The organism is Haloleucobacter ellipsoideus, from assembly GCF_052491725.1.
On sequence record NZ_JBQWAR010000015.1, the window covers coordinates 48,074 to 68,118 of the forward strand.

17 protein-coding genes are annotated in these 20,045 nt (G+C 63.2%); 11 read left to right on the forward strand and 6 right to left on the reverse strand.

Going from position 1 to position 20,045, the window contains the following annotated elements; genetic code table 11:
• Nucleotides 1-111: 111 nt before the first annotated feature.
• Entirely contained in the window at nt 112-1,350 is a 1,239-nt protein-coding gene (gene fmdA, locus ACT6QG_RS03760) for a formamidase (protein ID WP_444976269.1), read from the forward strand.
• 68 nt (nt 1,351-1,418) lie between these two features.
• Entirely contained in the window at nt 1,419-1,775 is a 357-nt protein-coding gene (locus tag ACT6QG_RS03765) for an FmdB family zinc ribbon protein (protein WP_444976270.1), read from the forward strand.
• A gap of 117 nt (nt 1,776-1,892) precedes the next feature.
• On the opposite strand, the gene ACT6QG_RS03770 is transcribed toward ACT6QG_RS03765, so the two are convergent.
• The 5 genes from ACT6QG_RS03770 to ACT6QG_RS03790 all read right to left on the reverse strand — a co-directional run bounded on the left by ACT6QG_RS03770 (nt 1,893) and on the right by ACT6QG_RS03790 (nt 6,449).
• The gene (locus ACT6QG_RS03770) at nt 1,893-2,765 is read right to left on the reverse strand and encodes a transporter (protein WP_444976271.1); all 873 of its coding nucleotides are present in this window, start codon (nt 2,763-2,765) and stop codon (nt 1,893-1,895) included.
• 109 nt (nt 2,766-2,874) lie between these two features.
• Entirely contained in the window at nt 2,875-3,924 is a 1,050-nt protein-coding gene (gene dmpG / locus ACT6QG_RS03775) for a 4-hydroxy-2-oxovalerate aldolase (protein ID WP_444976272.1), read from the reverse strand.
• The gene (locus ACT6QG_RS03780) at nt 3,924-4,841 is read right to left on the reverse strand and encodes an acetaldehyde dehydrogenase (acetylating) (protein WP_444976273.1); all 918 of its coding nucleotides are present in this window, start codon (nt 4,839-4,841) and stop codon (nt 3,924-3,926) included. Before ACT6QG_RS03780 ends, dmpG begins: the two co-directional genes overlap by 1 nt.
• A gap of 23 nt (nt 4,842-4,864) precedes the next feature.
• Entirely contained in the window at nt 4,865-5,653 is a 789-nt protein-coding gene (gene dmpH / locus ACT6QG_RS03785; RefSeq protein WP_444976274.1) for a 2-oxo-3-hexenedioate decarboxylase, read from the reverse strand.
• On the reverse strand, nt 5,643-6,449 hold the full coding sequence (locus ACT6QG_RS03790; RefSeq protein WP_444976275.1) for a fumarylacetoacetate hydrolase family protein: 807 nt from the start codon (nt 6,447-6,449) through the stop codon (nt 5,643-5,645). The genes dmpH and ACT6QG_RS03790 overlap by 11 nt, the downstream gene beginning before the upstream one ends.
• A gap of 242 nt (nt 6,450-6,691) precedes the next feature.
• On the opposite strand from ACT6QG_RS03790, the gene ACT6QG_RS03795 reads away from it, so the two are divergent.
• From ACT6QG_RS03795 to ACT6QG_RS03830, 8 genes are all read left to right on the forward strand, one after another.
• Nucleotides 6,692-8,152 carry a 2-hydroxymuconic semialdehyde dehydrogenase gene (locus tag ACT6QG_RS03795; protein WP_444976276.1) on the forward strand — a complete coding sequence of 487 codons (1,461 nt, stop codon included), beginning with the start codon at nt 6,692-6,694 and terminating at the stop codon, nt 8,150-8,152.
• A 96-nt stretch (nt 8,153-8,248) separates the two neighbouring features.
• Nucleotides 8,249-9,160: a LysR family transcriptional regulator gene (locus ACT6QG_RS03800; protein ID WP_444976277.1), complete on the forward strand. Its 912-nt coding sequence runs from the start codon at nt 8,249-8,251 to the stop codon at nt 9,158-9,160.
• Nucleotides 9,161-9,380: 220 nt separating this feature from the next.
• A complete protein-coding gene (gene thmT / locus ACT6QG_RS03805; RefSeq protein ID WP_444976278.1) occupies nt 9,381-9,629 on the forward strand; it encodes a 2-hydroxymuconate tautomerase in 249 nt (82 codons plus the stop codon).
• An 84-nt stretch (nt 9,630-9,713) separates the two neighbouring features.
• Nucleotides 9,714-10,718: a VOC family protein gene (locus ACT6QG_RS03810; RefSeq protein WP_444976279.1), complete on the forward strand. Its 1,005-nt coding sequence runs from the start codon at nt 9,714-9,716 to the stop codon at nt 10,716-10,718.
• A gap of 591 nt (nt 10,719-11,309) precedes the next feature.
• Nucleotides 11,310-11,573, forward strand: coding sequence for a YtcA family lipoprotein (locus ACT6QG_RS03815; protein WP_444976280.1), 264 nt, complete (start codon nt 11,310-11,312; stop codon nt 11,571-11,573).
• 2 nt (nt 11,574-11,575) lie between these two features.
• A complete protein-coding gene (gene mdtN / locus ACT6QG_RS03820) occupies nt 11,576-12,691 on the forward strand; it encodes a multidrug transporter subunit MdtN (RefSeq protein ID WP_444976281.1) in 1,116 nt (371 codons plus the stop codon).
• The gene (locus ACT6QG_RS03825; RefSeq protein WP_444976282.1) at nt 12,675-14,570 is read left to right on the forward strand and encodes an FUSC family protein; all 1,896 of its coding nucleotides are present in this window, start codon (nt 12,675-12,677) and stop codon (nt 14,568-14,570) included. The genes mdtN and ACT6QG_RS03825 overlap by 17 nt, the downstream gene beginning before the upstream one ends.
• Nucleotides 14,570-16,168 carry a TolC family protein gene (locus ACT6QG_RS03830; protein WP_444976283.1) on the forward strand — a complete coding sequence of 533 codons (1,599 nt, stop codon included), beginning with the start codon at nt 14,570-14,572 and terminating at the stop codon, nt 16,166-16,168. The genes ACT6QG_RS03825 and ACT6QG_RS03830 overlap by 1 nt, the downstream gene beginning before the upstream one ends.
• Before the next feature lie 15 nt (nt 16,169-16,183).
• On the opposite strand, the gene ACT6QG_RS03835 is transcribed toward ACT6QG_RS03830, so the two are convergent.
• Nucleotides 16,184-16,879 (reverse strand): cyclic nucleotide-binding domain-containing protein, encoded by a 696-nt coding sequence (locus ACT6QG_RS03835; protein ID WP_444976284.1) that lies wholly within the window; start codon nt 16,877-16,879, stop codon nt 16,184-16,186.
• Nucleotides 16,880-17,125: 246 nt separating this feature from the next.
• On the opposite strand from ACT6QG_RS03835, the gene ACT6QG_RS03840 reads away from it, so the two are divergent.
• Nucleotides 17,126-20,029, forward strand: a complete 2,904-nt coding sequence (locus ACT6QG_RS03840; protein WP_444976285.1) for a nitrate/nitrite transporter — start codon at nt 17,126-17,128, stop codon at nt 20,027-20,029.
• Nucleotides 20,030-20,045 lie beyond the last annotated feature (16 nt).

Consider the following 20,045-nt stretch of genomic DNA (forward strand, 5'->3'; position numbering starts at 1 on the left):
AATGCGACGGGCTGGTCGAGTATGGCCTTCTCGTCCACGAGGTCAGGCGTGCACAGATCGACGAGGCACAAGCGATAAGTTTCCTGTTCCACAGCACAGAGGAAATGCCCCATGCCAGAGACCCTTATATCGGTTGATCTCTCCCGGCCGGCGACGGAGAACGAACATCTCCACAATCGCTGGCATCCGGATATTCCGATCAATGTCTGGGTGGAGCCCGGCGCGGATTTCCGGGTCGAAACGGTGGACTGGACCGGCGGCGCGATCAAGAATGACGACAGCGCCGATGATATCCGCGATGTCGATCTCACCACCGTGCACTATCTCTCCGGCCCCATTGGCGTGAAGGGCGCCGAGCCCGGCGACCTGCTGGTGGTGGACATTCTGGACGCCGGCACGCTGGAAGGCCATGAATGGGGCTTCAACGGCTTCTTCTCGAAGAAGAATGGCGGCGGCTTCCTCACCGAGCATTTCCCCCTCGCCCAGAAATCCGTCTGGCACTATGAGGGCATGTTCACCCGCTCGCGCCACATTCCCGGCGTCGGCTTTGCCGGCCTCATCCATCCCGGCCTGATCGGCACCCTGCCCTCGCAGAAGCTGCTGGACCAGTGGAATGCGCGCGAACAGGCGCTGATCGACACCAACCCCACCCGCGTGCCCCCGCTGGCCAACCCGCCGCATGCACGCACCGCGCATCTGGGTTCGCTCGCCAAGGGCACCGACACGCACGCCAGGGTGGCGGCGGAAGGCGCGCGCACCGTGCCCCCGCGCGAGCATGGCGGCAATTGCGACATCAAGGACCTCTCGCGCGGCTCACGCATCTATTTCCCGGTCTATGTGGATGGCGGCGGCCTTTCCATGGGCGACATGCACTTCTCGCAGGGCGATGGCGAAATCACCTTCTGCGGCGCCATCGAGATGTTTGGTGCATGGCTGCACATCAAGGTGGATCTCATCAAGGAAGGCATGACGAAGTACGGGATCAAGAACCCCATCTTCAAGCCTTCGCCCATCACGCCCAACTACAAGGACTATCTCATCTTCGAGGGCATCTCGGTGGATGAGAGCGGCACCCAGCATTATCTGGATGCCAATGTGGCGTATCGGCAGGCCTGTCTCAATGCCATCGAATATCTGAAGAAATTCGGCTATTCGGGGGCGCAGGCCTATTCCATCCTCGGCTGTGCGCCCGTACAGGGGCACCTGTCCGGGGTGGTGGATATTCCCAATTCCTGCGCCACGCTGTGGCTGCCCACCGAGATCTTCGACTTCGACATCCGCCCCAGCTCCGCCGGGCCGCAGAAGTTCATCGATGGCTCGGTCGACATGCCCATTGCCTACGAGGACTGAGCCAACCCTGCGCCGCCGGAACAAGCGCCGGCGGCGCATCCAGAGCGTGTTGGCAGCGGAGATTCTGAATGCCCGTCTATGATTATCTGTGCGAGGACTGCGGCCCCTTCACCCAGATGCACCCGATGAGCGCCTGCGAGGAAGCGCAGCCCTGCCCGGAGTGCAAGGCCTTTTCGCCCCGCGCCTTCTTCACCGCGCCCCATATTGCCGGCATGGATGCCGGGCGGCGCAATGCCTTCTCCACCAATGAGCGCAGCTCCAATGCGCCCATGAGCGTGGGCGAATATGGGGAGAAAACCGCACGGGCGAAAAGCCATGGCTCCGGTTGCGGGTGCTGCGCCCCGAGGATGCAGAGCCGCACGCGGGTTGGGCCGGGCGGAGCAAAAAGCTTCCCGTCCGCACGCCCCTGGATGATCAGCCACTGAACGCCGCCCGGCCGCCCTTTCTGGCGGCGGCCCATCTGATGGCGCGCAAAACCGGTGAAGCGCGGTACGTTCGTGAACGTACCGCCGGCACCCGGCCCGGTGCGCGATGGGCGCGCCCTAGAAGAGCTGCATCAGCCGCAACTCCAGCACGGCACCGGACTTGAACCCGCCCTCAACATGGACATCGGTTCCGAACATGCCCTGAATCTGGGTCGTGGGGGTGATGAAGGTATTGGCATAGAGACGGACCTGATCCCGGTCCGTCTTCATTCCGTTCTCCACCCCGTTGACTTTCTGCACGCCGCCAAACTGCGATGAATAGGCGAGAGAAATGGATGTGGTCTGGGTGAACTGCTTGCGCAATGCCACCTGCACCTGATAGGCCGCCTCCCGCGAATATGTTGCGCCCCGCTCGTCATGGTCAAAGCTCAGGGCCACATCCGCCGTTGCATCCAGATAGAAGCCGGAACCCAGCCCCTGGATCAGGCCGACCTGCGGCGTCACCGCGCCGGCGCCCCCACCAATACTGACCATTTCCGGGTGATAATGTCCCATCGGGGCAGTGACGAACAGCGACAGCCCGAGCGTCGTTCCCGTTTCGGGGTTTGACGGGCTGATCGGCCAGAATGTGGCGGCGAACATGACATCACCCACACCCGTCGCCCGGCCCTGGTTCACATCGCCGATCCGTGCCGTATGGAAATATCCCATGGGCATGACCGTCTGGACCATGACAGGAAACCCCGCCACTTCGGAATAGTAAAGCCCGCGCAGAATGGCCACGGAAGCATCCAGCCGCGAATTCGGAACCTTGCCGACACCATCCAGATTCAGATTGGAGGCTGTTGAATACTGGTAATATACAAGCCCCACCTTGCTGTCTGGTGGAAGGATCGTATAATCACCCGGCGCGACATCAATCGCAAAGGCTGATGTCGAGACAAGCGCAAGGGTTGCGCCACAAAGAGTGGCGGCCAATGAGTGCTTCATGTTTCTCCCCGATTATTATTTCTATCCGTTCAGCGGATATGTCTTTCCTGCGGGCGGCCCGGCTGCATCTGCATGTGCCCGCGGCGGGCCGGGCCGCCCGTCTGAAGTCTCAGATCGTGTTGTCCAGCAGTCCGCGCGCACGGGCGAGGGTCATCGCCGTGTCCTGGATCATGTCTTCCTGACCGCCGATCATCTTCCTGCGGCCGAGTTCGACCAGAATATCGCGCGCGGGCACGCCAAAGCGCGCGGCCGCCCGCTTGGCAGGCAGAAGGAAGGTTGAATAGACGCCGGCATATCCAAGGGTGAGCGATTCACGATCCACCCGGACAATGTGATCCATGAATGGCACCACCACGTCTTCGGCCAGATCCATCAGCGCGAAGGTATCCACGCCCGTAACGATCCCCATCCGGTCGCAGACGGCCGACAGAACCTCGATCGGCGCATTGCCGGCCCCTGCACCGAGACCGGCCAGGGATGCATCGATCCGGCTCGCCCCCGCGGCAATGGCCGCAATGGAGTTGGCGATGCCAAGCCCCAGATTGTGATGACCATGAAAGCCGATTTCCGTTTCCGGCCGCAGCGCCTCACGCAGGCGGGAGACCACTTCGGTCACGTCGTCGGTCAGCATGTAGCCGGCTGAATCGGTCACATAGACCGTATTGGCGCCATAGCTCTCCATCAGAAGGGCCTGTCTGGTCAGGCCCTCGGCATCATTGAGATGCGACATCATCAAAAAGCCGCTCGTATCCATGCCGAGCTTGCGGGCAAAGGCGATGTGCTGGGGGGCGGTGTCGGCTTCCGTGCAGTGGGTCGCCACATGGACAGAACGCGCACCGCAGTCATACGCCTCCTCCAGTTCGCGCATGGTGCCAAGACCGGGGATCAGCAGCACCGAAATCACCGCCTGCTTCACCACGGAAGCGACCGCCGAGATATATTCGGCGTTCGAGGCCAGTGCCCGGCCATGCTGGATCGAGTTGCCCCCCAGCCCCGCACCATGGGTGACCTGCAGATAGGGCACACCCGCCGCATCGAGATCCGTGGCGATCTTCACCATCATCTCGACCGGAATCTGCTCGCGCTTGGCGTGCATTCCGTCGCGCAGCGACATGTCGTGAAGGGCGACCTTGCGCCCGTCGAGCCTGCTCTTCGCCATCACGCGACCTCCTGCCGGCTGAGTTGGACACTGCCGTCGAGAATGCCGTGCGCGAACATTTCGGCGGTGCGGGCGGCGGCAGCGGTCATGATGTCGAGATTGCCGGCATAGGTGGGCAGATAGTCGCCCAGCCCCGCCACCTCCATGAAGACGGCCACGCGGTTGCCCTCGAAATCCGGGCCGTTCACCAGCTTGTAGCCCGGCACATAGAGCTGCACCTGGCGGATCATCTCCAGAACGGAAGCGGTGATCGCCTCACGATCCGGCACCCCCTCGACCTCGCAATAGATGGTGTTGCGCATGATCAGCGGCGGATCGGCCGGATTGATGATGGCCAGCGCCTTGCCCCGACGCGCGCCACCCACCTTCTCCAGCGCATTGGAGGTGGTGTAGGTGAACTCGTCCAGATTGGCGCGCGTGCCCGGCCCGACAGAAAGGGACGAGAGCGAGGCGATGATCTCGGCATAGTCCACCGGCTGCACCGCGCCCACCGCACTGACGATGGGAATCGTGGCCTGCCCGGCACATGAGATCATGTTGACGTTCATCTGCCCGCCGCGCGCGGCGATCTGCTTCAGGTTCACCGGAGGCACGCACAAGGGCCCGATCGCGGCGGGGGTCAGGTCCACCATCAGCACGCCCAGCGCATTGAGCTTGCGGCTGTTTTCAGCATGGACATAGGCCGAGGTCGCATCAAAGGCGATCTGGATCCCATCTTTCAGAACATGGGGCAAAAGCCCGTCCACGCCGTCATGGGTCACTTTCAGCCCCATCTCGCGCGCGCGGGCAAGCCCCTCGGATGCCGGATCGATCCCGACCATCCACACCGGTTCCAGCACGTCCGAACGACGCAGCTTGTAGAGAAGATCGGTACCGATATTGCCGGAGCCGATCAGGGCGCATCTTATCTTTTTCATCTCATCCTCCCTTGCCGGACAGCTCATTCACCGAAGCGGACGGTGATTGAGCCCATGTCCAGAAAGCGCGCTGTCAGGGCATCACCGGCCTTCACCGGAATCGCCGCGGTGATCGCGCCGCTCATCACGAAACTGCCCGCCGGCAAGATCTCGCCAATCTCGTGCAGAACCCCGACCAGCATCACCACCGCATCCGCCGGGTGGCCCAGAACCTCGGCGGAGGCGCCGAGCGCGGCGATCTCGCCATTGAGCTCCATCACCACGCCAATGGTGCGCAGATCGATTTCCGCGGGCCGTCGTGGCCGGCCACCGGCGATGAACCGCGCGGACGAGCTGTTGTCCGCCAGCACGCTTTCCAGATCGAACTTGAAACCGGTGAAACGGCTGTCGATGATCTCGATGGAGGGCTGGATGTAATCCGTCGCCGCCAGCACCTCCTCGCGGGTGACATGGCCGGACAGGTCCGCGCCGGTCACAAAGGCGATTTCGCATTCCGCACGGGGGTGGATCAGATCGGAAACACTGATGACCGCATTGTCCGGCCGCGCCATCGCGTCGGTCAGGAAGCCGATACCGGGCTTGTCCACGCCCATCTGCACCATTTTGGGCCGCGAGGTCAGGCCGGCCTTCCAGCCGACGACCCGTTGCCCGCGCGCCTCATAGCTGCGGCGCAGCGCGGTCTGCACGCGATAGGCATCCGCCACCGTCATTGCGGGATAGTCATCCGTCAGCTTGCGGATGGGGGTTGCATAGGTCTGCGCCGTTTCCACCCGCTCGGCGAGCCGCAGGATTGCATCATGGTCAAGGCTCATGACGGGCCCTCCCTTCAAAGCGCGCGGTGCAGGTGCCGACACCGGCAATGGTGGCGACCAGCTCATCGCCATTCGCCAGCGGAATGAGCGGCGCCTGTGCCCCGGACAGGATGATCTCGCCCGCCTTCAGCGCAATGCCGTACCGGCCGAGCGTGTTGGCGAGCCAGGCCACGGCATTGGCGGGAGAACCCTGCACCGCCGCCCCGACCCCTGTTGCGTGCAGCGCGCCGTTTTTTTCGATGACGAGACCGGCCAGCCCGAGATCGATGTCACGCGGATCGGCCCGCCCCGCGCCCAGCAGGAACACGCCGCAGGAGGCATTGTCGGCCACCGTGTCCTGGATGCGGATGTTCCAGTCCGAAAAGCGCGTGTCCACGATCTCGAAACAGGGGCAGACATAATCGGTGGCCCGGATCACATCGACCTGCGTGATGCCGGGACCGAGCAGATCGCGCTTGAGAATGAAGGCCAGCTCCGCCTCGGCGCGCGGCTGCATGAGACGGCCAAGATCGATCACATCCTGATCCTGATGCAGCATCTGCCGGGTGATCTGGCCGAAATCCGGCTGATAGACCCCCAGCGCATCCTGTATCGCCCGGCTGGTCAGGCCGATCTTCTTGCCGATCACCTCATCCCCGGCCGCGATACGCCGCGCGAGCAGATGGCTCTGGATGCGATAGGCATCCTCGATCGTGCTTTCGGGCCAGAGTGTGCTGATCTTTTCGGCGGGTCTGCCCGATAGGAGCGCTTCATGGAGCGCATCGCCCAGTCTTTCGACCTCGTTATTATCGATCATCCGTCCTCCCGGAGCCGTTTCTACGGCGTTTCATGGAAGAACGGTAAAGAACACAGAAAGCACACACCAATACTTTGATGTCACCTGAACCATACGTAATCCGTATCGACCAGCCGCGTGTTCCATACGCAAATGGCATGGATCACATCATCCAAAAGCATTGGCCTGCATGAACGCGCCCTCCTAACCTGTCAGCAGGAATGCCGGCCGTGCATTCGGAGGAAACAATGAAGGGCGAAACCATGACACGCTTCGATCTGTTCATCGACGGAACCTTCCGGTCCGCAAAATCGGGGCACAGCTTCCAGAAGCACTCGCCCGTGGATGGCCGGCTGATCGGAACGGTCCAGGAAGCGCGGGCACAGGATGTGGATGATGCCGTGCGCGCCGCGCGCGCCGCACTCAGCGGCTCCTGGGGCACAATGCCCCTGCGCCAGCGCACGGATCTGCTGCTAGATCTCAGCCATGCGATTGCCCGCCGCAGCGCCGAATTTGTCGAGGCGGAAGTTCAGGATACCGGCCATACACGCCACTTCTCGAAAACCATCGAGATCCCGCGCGGCGCCGAAAACTTCGAGATCTTCGCCAATCTCCTGAAGAATAGCGGCGGCGAATTCTTTGCCATGGATACGCCCGATGGCACGGGCGCGATCAATATCGAGCTGCACCGTCCCAAGGGGGTGATCGCCGTCATCTCGCCCTGGAACGCGCCATTCCTGCTGATGACCTGGAAGGTTGCCCCGGCTTTGGCCTGCGGCAACACGGTCGTGGTCAAGCCCTCGGAGGAAAGCCCGGCCACCGCCACGCTTCTTGGCGAGGTGATGAATGAGGTCGGCATCCCGAAAGGGGTTTACAATGTCATCCATGGCTTCGGCCCGGGCTCGGCGGGAGAGTTGCTGACCCAGCATCCCGATGTCGATGGCATCACCTTCACGGGCGAAACCCGCACCGGCGAGGCGATCATGAAACAGGCCGCTGTCGGTCTGCGTGATGTCTCGTTCGAGCTTGGCGGCAAGAATCCCGCGCTCGTCTTCGCCGACTGCGACATCGACAAGGCGGTCGAGGTGGTGATGCGCTCGGCTTTTGCCAATTGCGGACAGGTCTGCCTCGGCACCGAGCGGATCTATGTCGAGCGCCCGATTTTCGAGGCCTTTACCGCCCGCCTGAAAGCCGGGGCCGAGGCGCTGCAGCCCGGCGGGCCGGACGATCCGGGCACGACGCTCGGGCCGCTGATCTCGAAAGAGCACCGCGACAAGGTTCTTTCCTATTACGCCAAAGCCCGCGAGCTTGGCGCAACCGTGGTGACAGGCGGCGGCATCCCGACCTTTGGAGATGACCGCGACAAGGGCTTCTTCATCCAGCCCACCATCTGGACCGGCCTGCCCGATGACTGCGCCATCCTGCGTGAGGAAATCTTCGGCCCATGCTGCCATATCCGCCCCTTCGACACCGAGGAGGAGGCGATCGCATGCGCCAATGACACGCGCTACGGCCTGTCAGCGACGATCCTCACGGAGAATCTGTCGCGGGCCCACCGGGTGGGGCGCCGGCTGGAGGCCGGGGTCATCTGGGTGAATTCGTGGTTTCTGCGGGATCTGCGCACAAGCTTCGGCGGCTCGAAATCGTCGGGGATCGGGCGGGAAGGCGGCGTGCACTCGCTGGAATTCTATACCGAGCGCAGCAATCTGTGCATCAAGCTCTAATCAGGCGCTGCAACCCCGCCGTGCTTTCCGGCACAGGCGGGTGTTGCCATTCTCGTCAAGCAGGCTCACCCGGCCGGAATGCGGGAAGGCACGAACATGAATATCCGGCAGCTGAAATATTTCATCGCCGTCGCCGAGGAACTGAACATAGGCCGCGCCGCCGCACGGCTGAATGTGTCCCAGCCGCCCGTCACCCGCCAGATCCAGCAGATCGAGGAGCAGCTGAAGGCGCAATTGTTCATCCGCAATCCGCGCGGGGTGGAACTGACCCGCGCGGGCGAGATCTTCCTGCATGAGGCCCGCAATATTGTCGGCCTGCTCGATCAGGTGGGCACCCGTGTGCTGCGGGCCTCGAAGGGAGATCTCGGGCGGCTGGATGTGGGAATCTTCGGCTCGGCGATCGTCGGGCTGATTCCCGGCATCATTCACGACTTCAAGCAGCGCTATCCGAATGTGCATGTGATGCTGCACGCCATGGACAAGATCAGCCAGCTTGAGGCCCTGCGGAACCGGTCTCTCGATATCGGCTTCAACCGGCTGGTCGAAGACCAGGCGGGCATCCGTATCGAGGAGATCGCCCGCGAGGAGATCCTGGCCGTCGTTGCAAGCGAGCGGGCCTGGCCGGAGCGCATCACCCTGGAAGAGCTGGCGCTAGAACCGCTCATCCTCTTTCCGGCCAGCCGCACGGCGGGCTTTGTCGATACCGTCATCGACCTGTTTCGCAACAACGACTTCAAGCCCAATGTGGGCCAGATCGTGGGGGATGCCTTCACGGGAATGGCTCTGGTTGCCTCCGGTTTCGGCAATTGTCTGGTGCCGGAATCCATGACCTCCGTGACCATGCCGGGTGTCACATTCCGCCGGCTGGCGGTGGATCATCCGGTCACGGTGGATCTCTCCTGCATCTATCGCGAGGATGACAGCGCGCCCATCGTGCAGAATTTCCTGAACGTGGCCAGAAACTGGGCTTCCCGCCGATTCAATACCGATAACACCACCGCAGAGTGAAGCAACTTCATTCCAAAACAGAATTAATCCTGAACACAACCCATACGTTTTCGGTATAAGTTTTCACATTAAATAGTATTTGAAAGAAAAATGTGGCGGATACACTCTTCACTCCATGGCGGACACATGATGGGGGAAAGACAGCCCGGCCGTTCATTCCGGTGCTTGCGGCGCACGGCGCGCCATTCCGCTCCCGCCACGGGATTGAAAGAGGTGTGAGATGCCGATCATTCAAGTCCATCTGATGGAAGGACGGACCGACAGCCAGAAACAGGACATGATGCGCCGCGTGACGGAAGCGGTGGTCGAGACGCTGGGCGTTCCCCCGTCCACAGTGCGCGTCCTGATCCAGGAACTCGCATCAGGGCACTTTTCTGTCGGCGGCGAACCCCGCTTTGCCGGAACCGTGAATGGCCAGAGCGCGCGCCATGGCCAGAATGACCCCCAACTTCAGACCCAGCCCGGCTGAACCGGGCATCTGGAAGAAACGCCACAATCAAGAATGCGAGGCTCCGGCAGTCCCGGCCTTGCCCAAGATTTCAGGGAGGAAACCATGACCTATCAGGAACCGATCCACGACATCGCCCAGCTCGCGATGGTTGAGCTGTTCACTCCGAAGTACGATGAATCCCTTCGGTTCTTCACCGATTTTCTCGGCATGTACAAGCATGCCGAAGATGAGCATTCCGCCTATCTGCGCGCCTATGAGGACCGCTACCACCACTCCCTCAAGCTGACCCGCCGCGATCAGGCCGGCGTTGGCGCGATTTCCTGGCGGGCAATGTCGCCACAGGCGCTTGACCGGCGGGTGGCCGCGATCGAGTCCTCGGGCCGCCCCGGGCGCTGGGTGGAAGGACACAAGGGCTATGGCCGCGCCTATGAATTCACCACCCCCGACGGGCATGTGAACCACCTGTTCTGGGAGGTTGAATATTTCCACCCGACAGAGAGCCAGCGCTCGCGCCTGCTCAGCCGCGCCCAGAAGCGTCCGCTTTCGGGCGTGCCGGTGCGCCGTCTCGATCACATCAACATCATGGCATCCGATGTCACCGCCAATGCACGCTTCTTCGAGGACCTCCTGGGGTTCAAGAAACGCGAGAATGTGATTTTCGGCGGCACGCAGGAACTGGCCTGCTGGCTCTCCGTCAGCCCGCTGGCGCATGAAATCGCCCTGACCAAGGACCAGATGGGCCCGGGCAACCGCCTCCATCATGTCGCCTTCTGGTATGGCAATCAGGGCCAGATGCTGGATATCGCGGACCTGTTCGCCGAATATGGTGTGCATGTGGAGGCAGGGCCCGCCAAGCATGGCATCACCCAGGGCTACTTCATGTATCTGTATGAGCCGGGTGGAAACCGCATCGAACTGTTCGGCGATACGGGCTATCTGATCTTCGATCCGGAGTGGAAAACCGTCACCTGGACGGAAGACAATTTCTGGTCTGAGGGCGGCGTGTGGTTCGGCGGTGACCTGCCGCAGGACTTCTTCATCTATGGCACGCCCCTGATCGAGGCCGCCCAGAAGGCGACGACGCGCGAGACTGAAGCGGCACAATAGCCTCCTGAGCCTCCTGCCGGGGCGTGGAAAACACGTCCCGGCCTTCCAGACAGAACAGGGTCCCGGCAAAAGGCGACGCACGAGGCATGTCCCGGCGGCGCCTTTTGCATGTTCGCCCGCATCTCTGGATAAAAAGGCGGCAAGCTGCCACCCCTGCCTCATGAACGGGCAGAAAAGCGAAGCACAACAGGAAGGAAGCCCTGTCGACATCCTGAAAAACATCCGACAACAGAAATGGAATGGCCGATACAGAGTATGTACGCTCCGGCTGCGGCAAGACGTGACAGTCCTGCTGTGAAATGCATCCATATGTTCGGGCAATTGTCTGCTCCGCTCGCCTCTCCTCCACATCTCCATCCATGAAATGCATGGTCATTCACCCGCTCTGGTGTATATATACCCCGCCGGCGGCAGAGCCTGATGGGCAGTGTTCTGGCAGCCCCTGGACCGTGACATGCAATTCGGGATGAAGGATCAGGCGATCATAAAAGTCCGCACACAGTGCATATGGCGCTTGTCGGCAACGCACCTGCATGGCGTGTGATGGCGGGTTCTGACACGCGGACGAGAGCGCGCGGGCCGTGGCGGCCCGTGGCACGGATCGCCTGCGCGGGTGGGGCATTGCTGCTGGCGGGCTGCGGACGCGCGCCACCGAGCCCCTCGCTGTTTTTCTTCGGTGCCTATTTTCCCTCATGGCTGATCTGCGTGGCCGGCGGCATCATCGGCGCGCTGGTGCTGCGACTGGTGTTCATCCGCACCGGCATAGATGACCAGTTGCCGGTGCGCCTGCTGGTCTATGTCTGCCTTGCCGCTGCGGTGGGCTTTGCCCTCGCCCTCGTCATTTACGGGTTGTGACCATGACCGACCCTGAAACCCAGCCCGCCGCCACACCGGACGCGCCGAACGGGACACCGCCAGCACAGCAGCGCTCCCCCTATGCCGGGCACAAGGCGGGCCGGCTCGGCATTGTGGTCGCGGCGCTGATCATTATCGGCGCGGGGCTGCTGGGCTGGCTGTATCTGCGCATGGGCGAGAACAACCCCACCTCGAAGGATGTGGTGCTGGTGGCCGATACGGTGAATGTCGCCCCCAGCATACCGGGGCGGATCATCGCCATTCATGCCCGGGAAAACGGCAAGGTCCGCAAGGGCGATCTGCTGTTCGAGCTGGACCCGGCGCCTTACCAGCACATGGTGGCCCAGACCGGCGCCGACCTGAAACTGGCCGAGGCCGCGCTGGAAACCCAGCGCCGCAATATTGCCGCCGAACAGGCCAATGCCGAAATCGCCAGCCAGCAGATCCAGCGGGCGCGCACCAATCTTGCCTTGGCCGAGGCGACCCTCGCCCGCCTGAACGCCCTTCTGCCGAAAGGTTATGTCACCCGCCAGCAGGTGGATGATGCCCGCACGGCGCGCGATGATGCCCGCGTCAGCCTGTCCCAGGCGATCAAGCAGTCCGAGGCCGCAAACCGGCTGGTGGGCACGCTGGATGAGGCCGAGGCGCTGGTTGCGGCCCGTCGGGCGGCGCTGGCGGTGGCGGAATACAATCTGGACAACACCCGTGTCTATGCCTCCCATGATGGCCGCGTGGTGGGGCTGAATACGGCGGCCGGCCAGTTCGTCATTTCGGGCCAGTCCCTGTTCACGCTCATCGTCACCGACAGGTGGTATGCTTCCGCCGCCTATGAGGAAACCGAGCTGCCGCTGGTGCGGATCGGCAATTGCGCCCGTGTCTATGTGCTCTCGGACAGTTCGCGCCCCCTCAAGGGCGTGGTGGAGGGGATTGGCTGGGGTGTCGCCTCGGAGGAGCTGATCAACCTGCCCCGCGCCTTGCCCTATGTGCCCAAGACGCTGAACTGGGTCCGCATCGCCCAGCGTTTTCCCGTACGCGTGCGCCTGATCGACACTCCTGAGGAGCTGATGCGCATTGGCGCTTCGGCAGCCGTGACCATACAGCATGGAACAGACTGCTGAATCGCCCCTGCGGCTGATGGTCCGCCAGACCCTGGAGGACCTCAAGCCCTTTCCCCTGCGCTTTGCGATGACATGGCGCGTGGCCGCCGTGTGCGCGCTCGTTTCGGGGATTGCGATGATGTATCATATCCCGGAATCCGCCATCAGCTGCTATCTGGTCATCTTCCTCATGAAGTCGGATGGCACGCAGAACATCATCGTGCCGCTGGTGGCCGCCTTTCTGATCACGCTGGTTGTCGCCATGCTGCTGGGGGTGGTCATGGTCACCATCGAGTCCCCGCTGCTGCGGGTGCTGGCGATGGCGTTCTTTTCCTTCATCTTCCTGTTCATCGGCGCGGCCTCCAAGCTGGGAGAGGCCGGCGGCGTGGTGGGGCTCATCTTCGCCTTCATGCTCACCCTGCTGGACCTTGTGCCGGTGGGAAAGCTGGTTTCCGAAGGCCTGCGCTATGCCTGGGAAATGGCGGTCATGCCCCTCGTCGTCACGGCGGCCTTCAGCCTTGTCTTCGGCCCCTCCACCCTGAGCGTGTTGCGGGTGACGATGACGGAGCGGCTGGGCGCCGCATGGGCGGCCCTTGCCGGACGGCCCGAAAAGCTGAACGACCTGCTGCTTGAGGGCAATGACGACGGCGTGAAGGGTGCCCTTCTCACGCGTGTGTTTCATCTGGCGCCGGCGCCAGCCATCGCGCAGATCGAGACGGACGTACAGGCCTCCTACAAGGTGATGCTGGCGGCCGGAGCCATGCCGCAGAACACGCCCCCTGCGGAGCGGGCGGCACTGGCGGCGGATCTGGAACGCGCCGGCCGGGCGCTGGAGGCCGGCCAGCCTGTCCCCATGCCCGTTTCAGCGCCAGGCTCGGGCCATGCGGAACGCGCCCTGCGGAATGCGCTGGCAGAAATGGCCGGAGACAACCGCAAACCTTTCAAGCCGGCCCCCGCCGAGCCCTTCTTTGCCCCGGATGCCCTGACCAACCCGGCCTATCAGCAGTTCGCCCTGAAGATCACGCTCGCGGCCATCAGCTGCTATATCTTCTACACGGCCATTGCGTGGGATGGCATCCACACGGCCATGATCACCTGCTATGTGGCTGCCCTCGGCACGACGGGCGAGACCATCCACAAGCTGGCCCTGCGCATTGGCGGCTGCCTCATCGGCGCGTCGCTGGGGTTCGGCTCCATCCTGCTGTTCATGCCCTATATGGATGAGGTGTGGCAGCTCATGCTGCTCATCTTCCTGGCCACGCTGGTGGCGGCGTGGGTCTCCACCGGGCCGGAGCGCATTTCCTATGCCGGAGTGCAGATCGGCCTCGCCTTCTTCCTCACTTTGCTGCAAGGCTTCAGCCCCAGCACCAGCATGGATTCCGGGTGGGACCGAATTGTCGGTATTCTTGTCGGCAATGTTGCGGTGTATCTGGTATCCACACTCATCCGCCCGGCCCCGCTGGCCGGCACGGTGCGGCAGAATCTGGCGAAAGCGCTGGAAGGGGCTGCGCGTCTGGCCCGAACAGCGCCGGATGAGCGCACGATGCATGTGGCGCAGGCAGCGCAGGTGGAGAAGCTGGTGGGGCAGGTCAAATATCAGATTTTTCTGCTGCCCTTCGAGCCGGCGCGCATCCAGCTTGCCCCGCGGGAGAAACTGAATCTGGGTAAGATGGCCGGGCAGCTTGCCATGCTGAACCGGGAGATCTTCCTGTCTTCCGAGGATCTTTCCGGCCTTGCCACACGGCTGGAAAATCTGGCCCGGAATGTGCGGCGCCCCCATTCCGGCTCCAGCGACCTTGAGGAAACGACCGTTCCCGGCGGGGAGGATGATGCCGCGGCCAGCGGGCGCATGCTGCGCCGTATGGGCCACATGGAAGCGCTGGGCGCGGGGGGGCTGTGATGCGCAGGCGCCTTTCAGGCCCCGGCGGCCTTCCCCGCTTTCTGCGCCGCACCTGTGTGCTGCTGGTCTGCACCGGCCTTGGCCTTGCCGCCTGTGCGCCCAATGCCGTGAGGCTCGCCCCGGAGGCGGCGGACCAGCCATGGGTGCCGGGCACCGGGGAACAGGGGCAGCCCAATGCCCTCCTGCCCCAGTTGCAGGGGGCGCAGGACAGCGCAGCCCGGCCCGGAGATGACACGCGCCCCCCGGACTTCACCATTCCCGCCAATCCCGAACTGGCCCGGATGGCCGAGGCGCCCCAGCTCGACACCACACACAGCTACGGACTGGCCGAACTGATCGACATCGCCCAGCGCTCCAGCCCGGATACGAGGCTGGCATGGGAACAGGCCCGGCAGGCCGCCCTTGCGGTGGGCATGGTCGAGGCGACCTATCTGCCCCTCATTACGGCGAATGTTCTGGCTGGCGGCATTGAAACCTCCGTTCCCGATCCGGTTCCCGGCCGCGACCGGCATATCAAGCTGACCGCGCAGGGCACCGCGACACTGGTGGCCTTCGAATGGCTGGTGTTTGATTTCGGCCAGAGGGGCGCGGTGGCCAAGGCCGCGCGGGAGGGGTCCTTCGCCGCCAATGTGCTGTTCAACGCCGCCCACCAGAAACTCATTCTGGAAGTCGCATCGGCCTATTACCGCCATGGCGCGGCCGTCAACGGCCTGCGGCTGGCGCGGCAATCCCTCACCAACAGCAATGCGGTTCTCGCGGCTGTGGAAGCGCGGATGCAGAATGGCCAGGCAACCACGGTGGAGCTGGCACAGGCCCGCCAGCAGGTGGCGCAATCGAAACTGAAGATGGTGACCGCCGAAGGGCTGGTGCGCGACCATTATCAGGGCCTGCTCACCGCCATGGGCGTGAACGCCACCCAGAAAATCAGGATCAGCGAGCCGGCGCGGCGGCCGCTGCCGGCGCGGGTGGACCATACGGCGGAAGAGATGATCCGCCTCGCCCTTTCCCGCCGGCCGGATGTGGTGGCCAGCTATGCGGCCCTCAAGGCCAGCAAGGCGGGAGTGGAGGCGGCACAGGCCGAGGTCATGCCCAAGGTGTTCCTCACCGGTGTCGCCGGGTCGAATGATACACGCTATGGCATGGGCAACCTGCCCCCCGCCCGTGAGCGCCACGACACCTCCGCCATCATGCTCGGCGCCACCGTGCCGCTCTATGATGCCGGCCTGCGCGCGGCCCAGATCAGGAATGCCCAGTCACAGGCCGCCGCGGCCGAACAGACCTTCCGCAAGACCCAGAATGCCGCCGTTTCGGAAATCGTGGTGGCGTCCAATGTGCTGCGCACGGCGCTGGAATCCTACCGGGCGGCCGGCGCATTGGCGGATGCGGCCAACACCACCTATGACGCCGCCCTTGATGCCTACAGGAACGGGCTGGGTACCGTAACGGTGGCGACCGAGGCGAATACCGCGCTGCTGGATGCCCGCCTTGCCCAGATCGAAGCCCATGCCACGGCCCTGATCGCCGCTGTGAATCTGGCCTTCCTGACCGGCAGCCTCACCTCACGGGACAATCTGGGCCTTTACGGCCCGCGCCACTGAACACAGGCCGCCGCCTCACTCCGGCTGGTCGATCAAGGGGCTCGGGCAGGCGAAGCGCACCAGCGCCGCGCGGTCGGTGATGCGGATATGCGCCCCTTCCGTGCTGACCCCATGCTTGCGGACAACGGCAAAGGCCCGGGACAGGTTTTCCGGCGTCATGCCAAGCAGGGCGGAGAGCACGCGCTTCTCGAACTCCAGCTCCACATAACCCTCGCCCCCCGAAGCCGCCTCTTCCTGCAGCAGCCAGTTGGCGAGGCGCTCCGCCCCCGTGCGCAGCTTCTGGTTCTTCACCTCCTTCACCATGCGCCTGTAACCGCGCGCCAGCTCGGCGACAGTGGCCTGCATGAAGGCGGGATCGGCGGTTATCGCCGCACGCACCGCCTGGCCCGGTATCATCAGCACCTGCGACTTCTCCAGCGTGCGGGCGGATTGCAGATAGACATCATCATTCAGGACCGCGGCCAGAATGAAGGTGCCCACCGGGCGGATGATGCTGATAGTGGTTTCCCGGCCGGAACCGGTGGTGAACATTTCCACCAGCCCGTCCACCACCACGTGCAGGAACCCTGCCGGGTCGCTCTCGTTCACCAGCACCACACCGGGCGGGAAGCGCTGGAGGAAGCCGGCATGCACCAGCCCTGCAAATGTCTCTTCGCGCGCATCGTGGAACAGGGGCAGGTCACGAATGGCGGCTGCGTCTTCGGGCCTCATTATCATCCTCAAACCGGGTGCTCACCGGATAACAAGGGGTCGATTGATAAATGTCAAGTACAGAGAATACATACATCATTTTGTGAGAAAAACTATTTCAATCAAGAATGGCTATACAATCAATTACTTCATTTATTCTGACTAGATGACATCAAAACTGACACAGGTCAAAGCTGATCCCGGATGCTGGAGGAATTATAAAATGGCACAATAGAAAAGTGCTATCGCAACAGGCGAGTTGAAGCCATGCAAACGCAGACAGGGGTGAGCGTCGCAGACCAGCGAACCTCCCTCGCCATGAGCACCGTCGCTTTCACCGTATGTTTTGCGGTGTGGACGATCTTCTCCATCATCGGCATCCGTATCCGGCAGGAACTGGGGTTGAGCGATACCCAGTTCGGCCTGCTGGTCGGCACGCCCATTCTCACCGGATCGCTCATCCGCGTTGCACTGGGAATCTGGACCGATGTGTATGGCGGGCGCGTGGTCTTTTCGCTGACCATGCTGGCGGCCGCTGTCGCCACCTTCCTGCTCACCTATGCCGATACCTATCCCATGTTCCTGCTGGCGGCCCTTGGCGTGGGCATTGCCGGCGGCTCGTTCGCGGTTGGCGTGGCCTATGTCTCGCGCTGGTATCCGGCCAGCAAGCAGGGCACGGCGCTGGGCATTTTCGGCGCCGGCAATGTCGGCTCGGCTGTCACCAAGTTTCTCGCGCCCTTCATCATGGTCGCCTATGGCTGGCAGGCCGTGGCGCAGATCTGGGCGGCGGCGCTGGTGGTGATGGCGGTGGTGTTCTTCTTCACCACCAAGGATGACCCGGTTCTGGTGGAACGCCGCCGCACCGGCGTGCGCCCCAAGAGCGCCTGGCTGGAGCTGGAGCCGCTGAAGAATGTTCAGGTCTGGCGCTTCTCCCTCTACTATTTCTTCGTGTTCGGCGCATTCGTGGCGCTGGCGCTGTGGCTGCCGCAATATCTGGTGAAGGTCTATGGGCTGGACATCACCAGCGCGGGCATGATCGCGGCCTTCTTCTCCGTGCCCGCCAGCCTGTTCCGCGCCTATGGCGGCCATCTGTCCGATGTGTATGGCGCACGGCGGGTGATGTACTGGACCTTCATCGTCTCGGTCATCGCCACCTTCGTGCTGTCCTATCCGCCCACCGATTATGTGGTGCAGGGCATCAATGGCCCCATCTCCTTCCATATGGAAATGGGTGTGGTGGGCTTCACCATCGCGGTCTTCGTCCTCGGCTTCTTCATGGCTCTGGGCAAGGCTGCGGTCTACAAGCACATTCCTGTCTACTACCCCCACAGCGTGGGCTCGGTCGGCGGCCTTGTGGGCATGATCGGCGGGCTGGGCGGCTTCATCCTGCCGCTGGTTTTCGGCGTGCTGAACGACCTGACCGGCCTGTGGACGAGCTGCTTCATGCTGCTCTTCCTCATCGCCGTCGTCTCGCTGGTGTGGATGCATCTGTCCATCCGCCAGATGGAGAAGGATGCGGTTGGCGAGGAGCTGTCCAGGCTGCCGGAACTGCCTGAAATGCAGGGTCTGGCGGAAGCACGGCCGGAGGCGCCCGCAGCGCCGGCACCGGCGCCTGCAAAAGGCAGGAGCCGTGGCAAGACGATGGCCTCTCCGATGGCCTCTCCGGCGGCCGGCGGGCCTGCGCCCGCAGCCCTCCCGGTTGCCGCGGCAACGCTTGCCGAACAGGCCGGAAAGCCGGCCCGCATCAATGGCGCCGTGCTCTATGACTGGAGACCGGAGGACAAGGGCTTCTGGGAAAAGACCGGCCGGAAGATCGCCACGCGCAATCTCTGGCTCTCCATTCCCGCGCTGCTGCTGTCCTTCGCCATCTGGCAGATGTGGTCGGTGGTTGTGGCCAAGCTGCCGCTGGTGGGCTTCAGCTTCACCACCAACGAGCTGTTCTGGCTCGCCGCACTGCCGGGCCTGACGGGCGCGACCCTGCGCATCTTCTACTCCTTCATGGTGCCCATCTTCGGCGGGCGGCTGTGGACGACGTTGACCACATGGTCGCTCATCATCCCCGCCGTCGGCATCGGCTATGCGGTGCAGAATCCGGACACGCCCTATGTGATCCTGCTCATCCTCGCGCTGCTGTGCGGGTTTGGCGGCGGCAACTTCGCCTCCTCCATGGCCAATATCTCCTTCTTCTTCCCGAAGGCGGAGAAGGGCAATGCGCTGGCGCTGAATGCGGGCCTGGGCAATCTGGGCGTGAGCGTGGTGCAGTTCGTGGTGCCGCTCGTCATCACCATGGGCATTTTCGGCAGCTTCGGCGGAGATCCCGCCATGGTGAAGACCGCCACGGGCGAAGCGCCGCTGTGGCTGCAGAATGCCGGCTTCATCTTCGTGCCGTTCATCATTCTCTCGGCTCTGGGCTCCTGGTTCGGCATGAATGACATTGCCGCGGCCAAGGCCTCGTTCCGCGAGCAGGCGGTGATCTTCCAGCGCAAGCACAACTGGCTGATGTGCTGGCTCTATACGGGCACGTTCGGCTCGTTCATCGGCTATTCGGCCGGCTTTCCGCTGCTGACCAACATTCTCTTCCCGGAAGTGAATGCCCTCAGCTATGCCTTCCTTGGCCCGCTTGTGGGTGCGCTCTCGCGCTCCGGCACCGGCTGGCTGGCGGATCGCTATGGCGGCGGGCGCGTCACCATCTATGTCTTCGTGCTGATGATGGCCGGTGTGCTGGGTGTGCTGTGGTCCATCGGCATGCGTGCGGAGCCCTGGGCGTTCTGGGCCTTCTTCGGCTGCTTCCTGCTGCTGTTCTTCGCAACGGGCGTGGGCAATGCCTCCACCTTCCAGATGATCCCGGCGATCATGTCTAAGGAGATGGAGCGGCTGATGCCGAAGGCCAGCGCCGAGGAGCGTCGCCTCCACGCCGAGAAGGAAAGCGCGGCCATCACCGGCTTCACCTCCGCCATCGCCGCCTTCGGGGCCTTCTTCATCCCCAAGGGCTACGGCTCGTCCATCGCCATGACCGGCTCGGTGGATGCGGCGCTGTGGGCCTTCTTCATCTTCTATGTGAGCTGCCTGCTGCTCACCTGGGCTGTCTACACGCGCAAGGGCGGCCTGCTCCACGACATCGAACGCGGGATCACCCCGCGCCCCACTTCCCGCGCGGCTTCGGCCCGCTGAACGGAGGCCATGATCT

Bases quoted from the DNA above. Each gene is read 5' to 3' on its own strand.
- mdtN (WP_444976281.1), top strand. From the start codon at position 11,576: ATGACCGACCCTGAAACCCAGCCCGCCGCCACACCGGACGCGCCGAAC.
- thmT (WP_444976278.1), top strand. From the start codon at position 9,381: ATGCCGATCATTCAAGTCCATCTGATGGAAGGACGGACCGACAGCCAG.
- ACT6QG_RS03800 (WP_444976277.1), top strand. From the start codon at position 8,249: ATGAATATCCGGCAGCTGAAATATTTCATCGCCGTCGCCGAGGAACTG.
- ACT6QG_RS03770 (WP_444976271.1), bottom strand. From the start codon at position 2,765: ATGAAGCACTCATTGGCCGCCACTCTTTGTGGCGCAACCCTTGCGCTT.
- fmdA (WP_444976269.1), top strand. From the start codon at position 112: ATGCCAGAGACCCTTATATCGGTTGATCTCTCCCGGCCGGCGACGGAG.
- ACT6QG_RS03790 (WP_444976275.1), bottom strand. From the start codon at position 6,449: ATGATCGATAATAACGAGGTCGAAAGACTGGGCGATGCGCTCCATGAA.
- ACT6QG_RS03835 (WP_444976284.1), bottom strand. From the start codon at position 16,879: ATGAGGCCCGAAGACGCAGCCGCCATTCGTGACCTGCCCCTGTTCCAC.
- ACT6QG_RS03765 (WP_444976270.1), top strand. From the start codon at position 1,419: ATGCCCGTCTATGATTATCTGTGCGAGGACTGCGGCCCCTTCACCCAG.
- ACT6QG_RS03795 (WP_444976276.1), top strand. From the start codon at position 6,692: ATGACACGCTTCGATCTGTTCATCGACGGAACCTTCCGGTCCGCAAAA.
- ACT6QG_RS03825 (WP_444976282.1), top strand. From the start codon at position 12,675: ATGGAACAGACTGCTGAATCGCCCCTGCGGCTGATGGTCCGCCAGACC.
- dmpG (WP_444976272.1), bottom strand. From the start codon at position 3,924: ATGGCGAAGAGCAGGCTCGACGGGCGCAAGGTCGCCCTTCACGACATG.
- ACT6QG_RS03780 (WP_444976273.1), bottom strand. From the start codon at position 4,841: ATGAAAAAGATAAGATGCGCCCTGATCGGCTCCGGCAATATCGGTACC.
- dmpH (WP_444976274.1), bottom strand. From the start codon at position 5,653: ATGAGCCTTGACCATGATGCAATCCTGCGGCTCGCCGAGCGGGTGGAA.
- ACT6QG_RS03840 (WP_444976285.1), top strand. From the start codon at position 17,126: ATGCAAACGCAGACAGGGGTGAGCGTCGCAGACCAGCGAACCTCCCTC.
- ACT6QG_RS03830 (WP_444976283.1), top strand. From the start codon at position 14,570: ATGCGCAGGCGCCTTTCAGGCCCCGGCGGCCTTCCCCGCTTTCTGCGC.
- ACT6QG_RS03810 (WP_444976279.1), top strand. From the start codon at position 9,714: ATGACCTATCAGGAACCGATCCACGACATCGCCCAGCTCGCGATGGTT.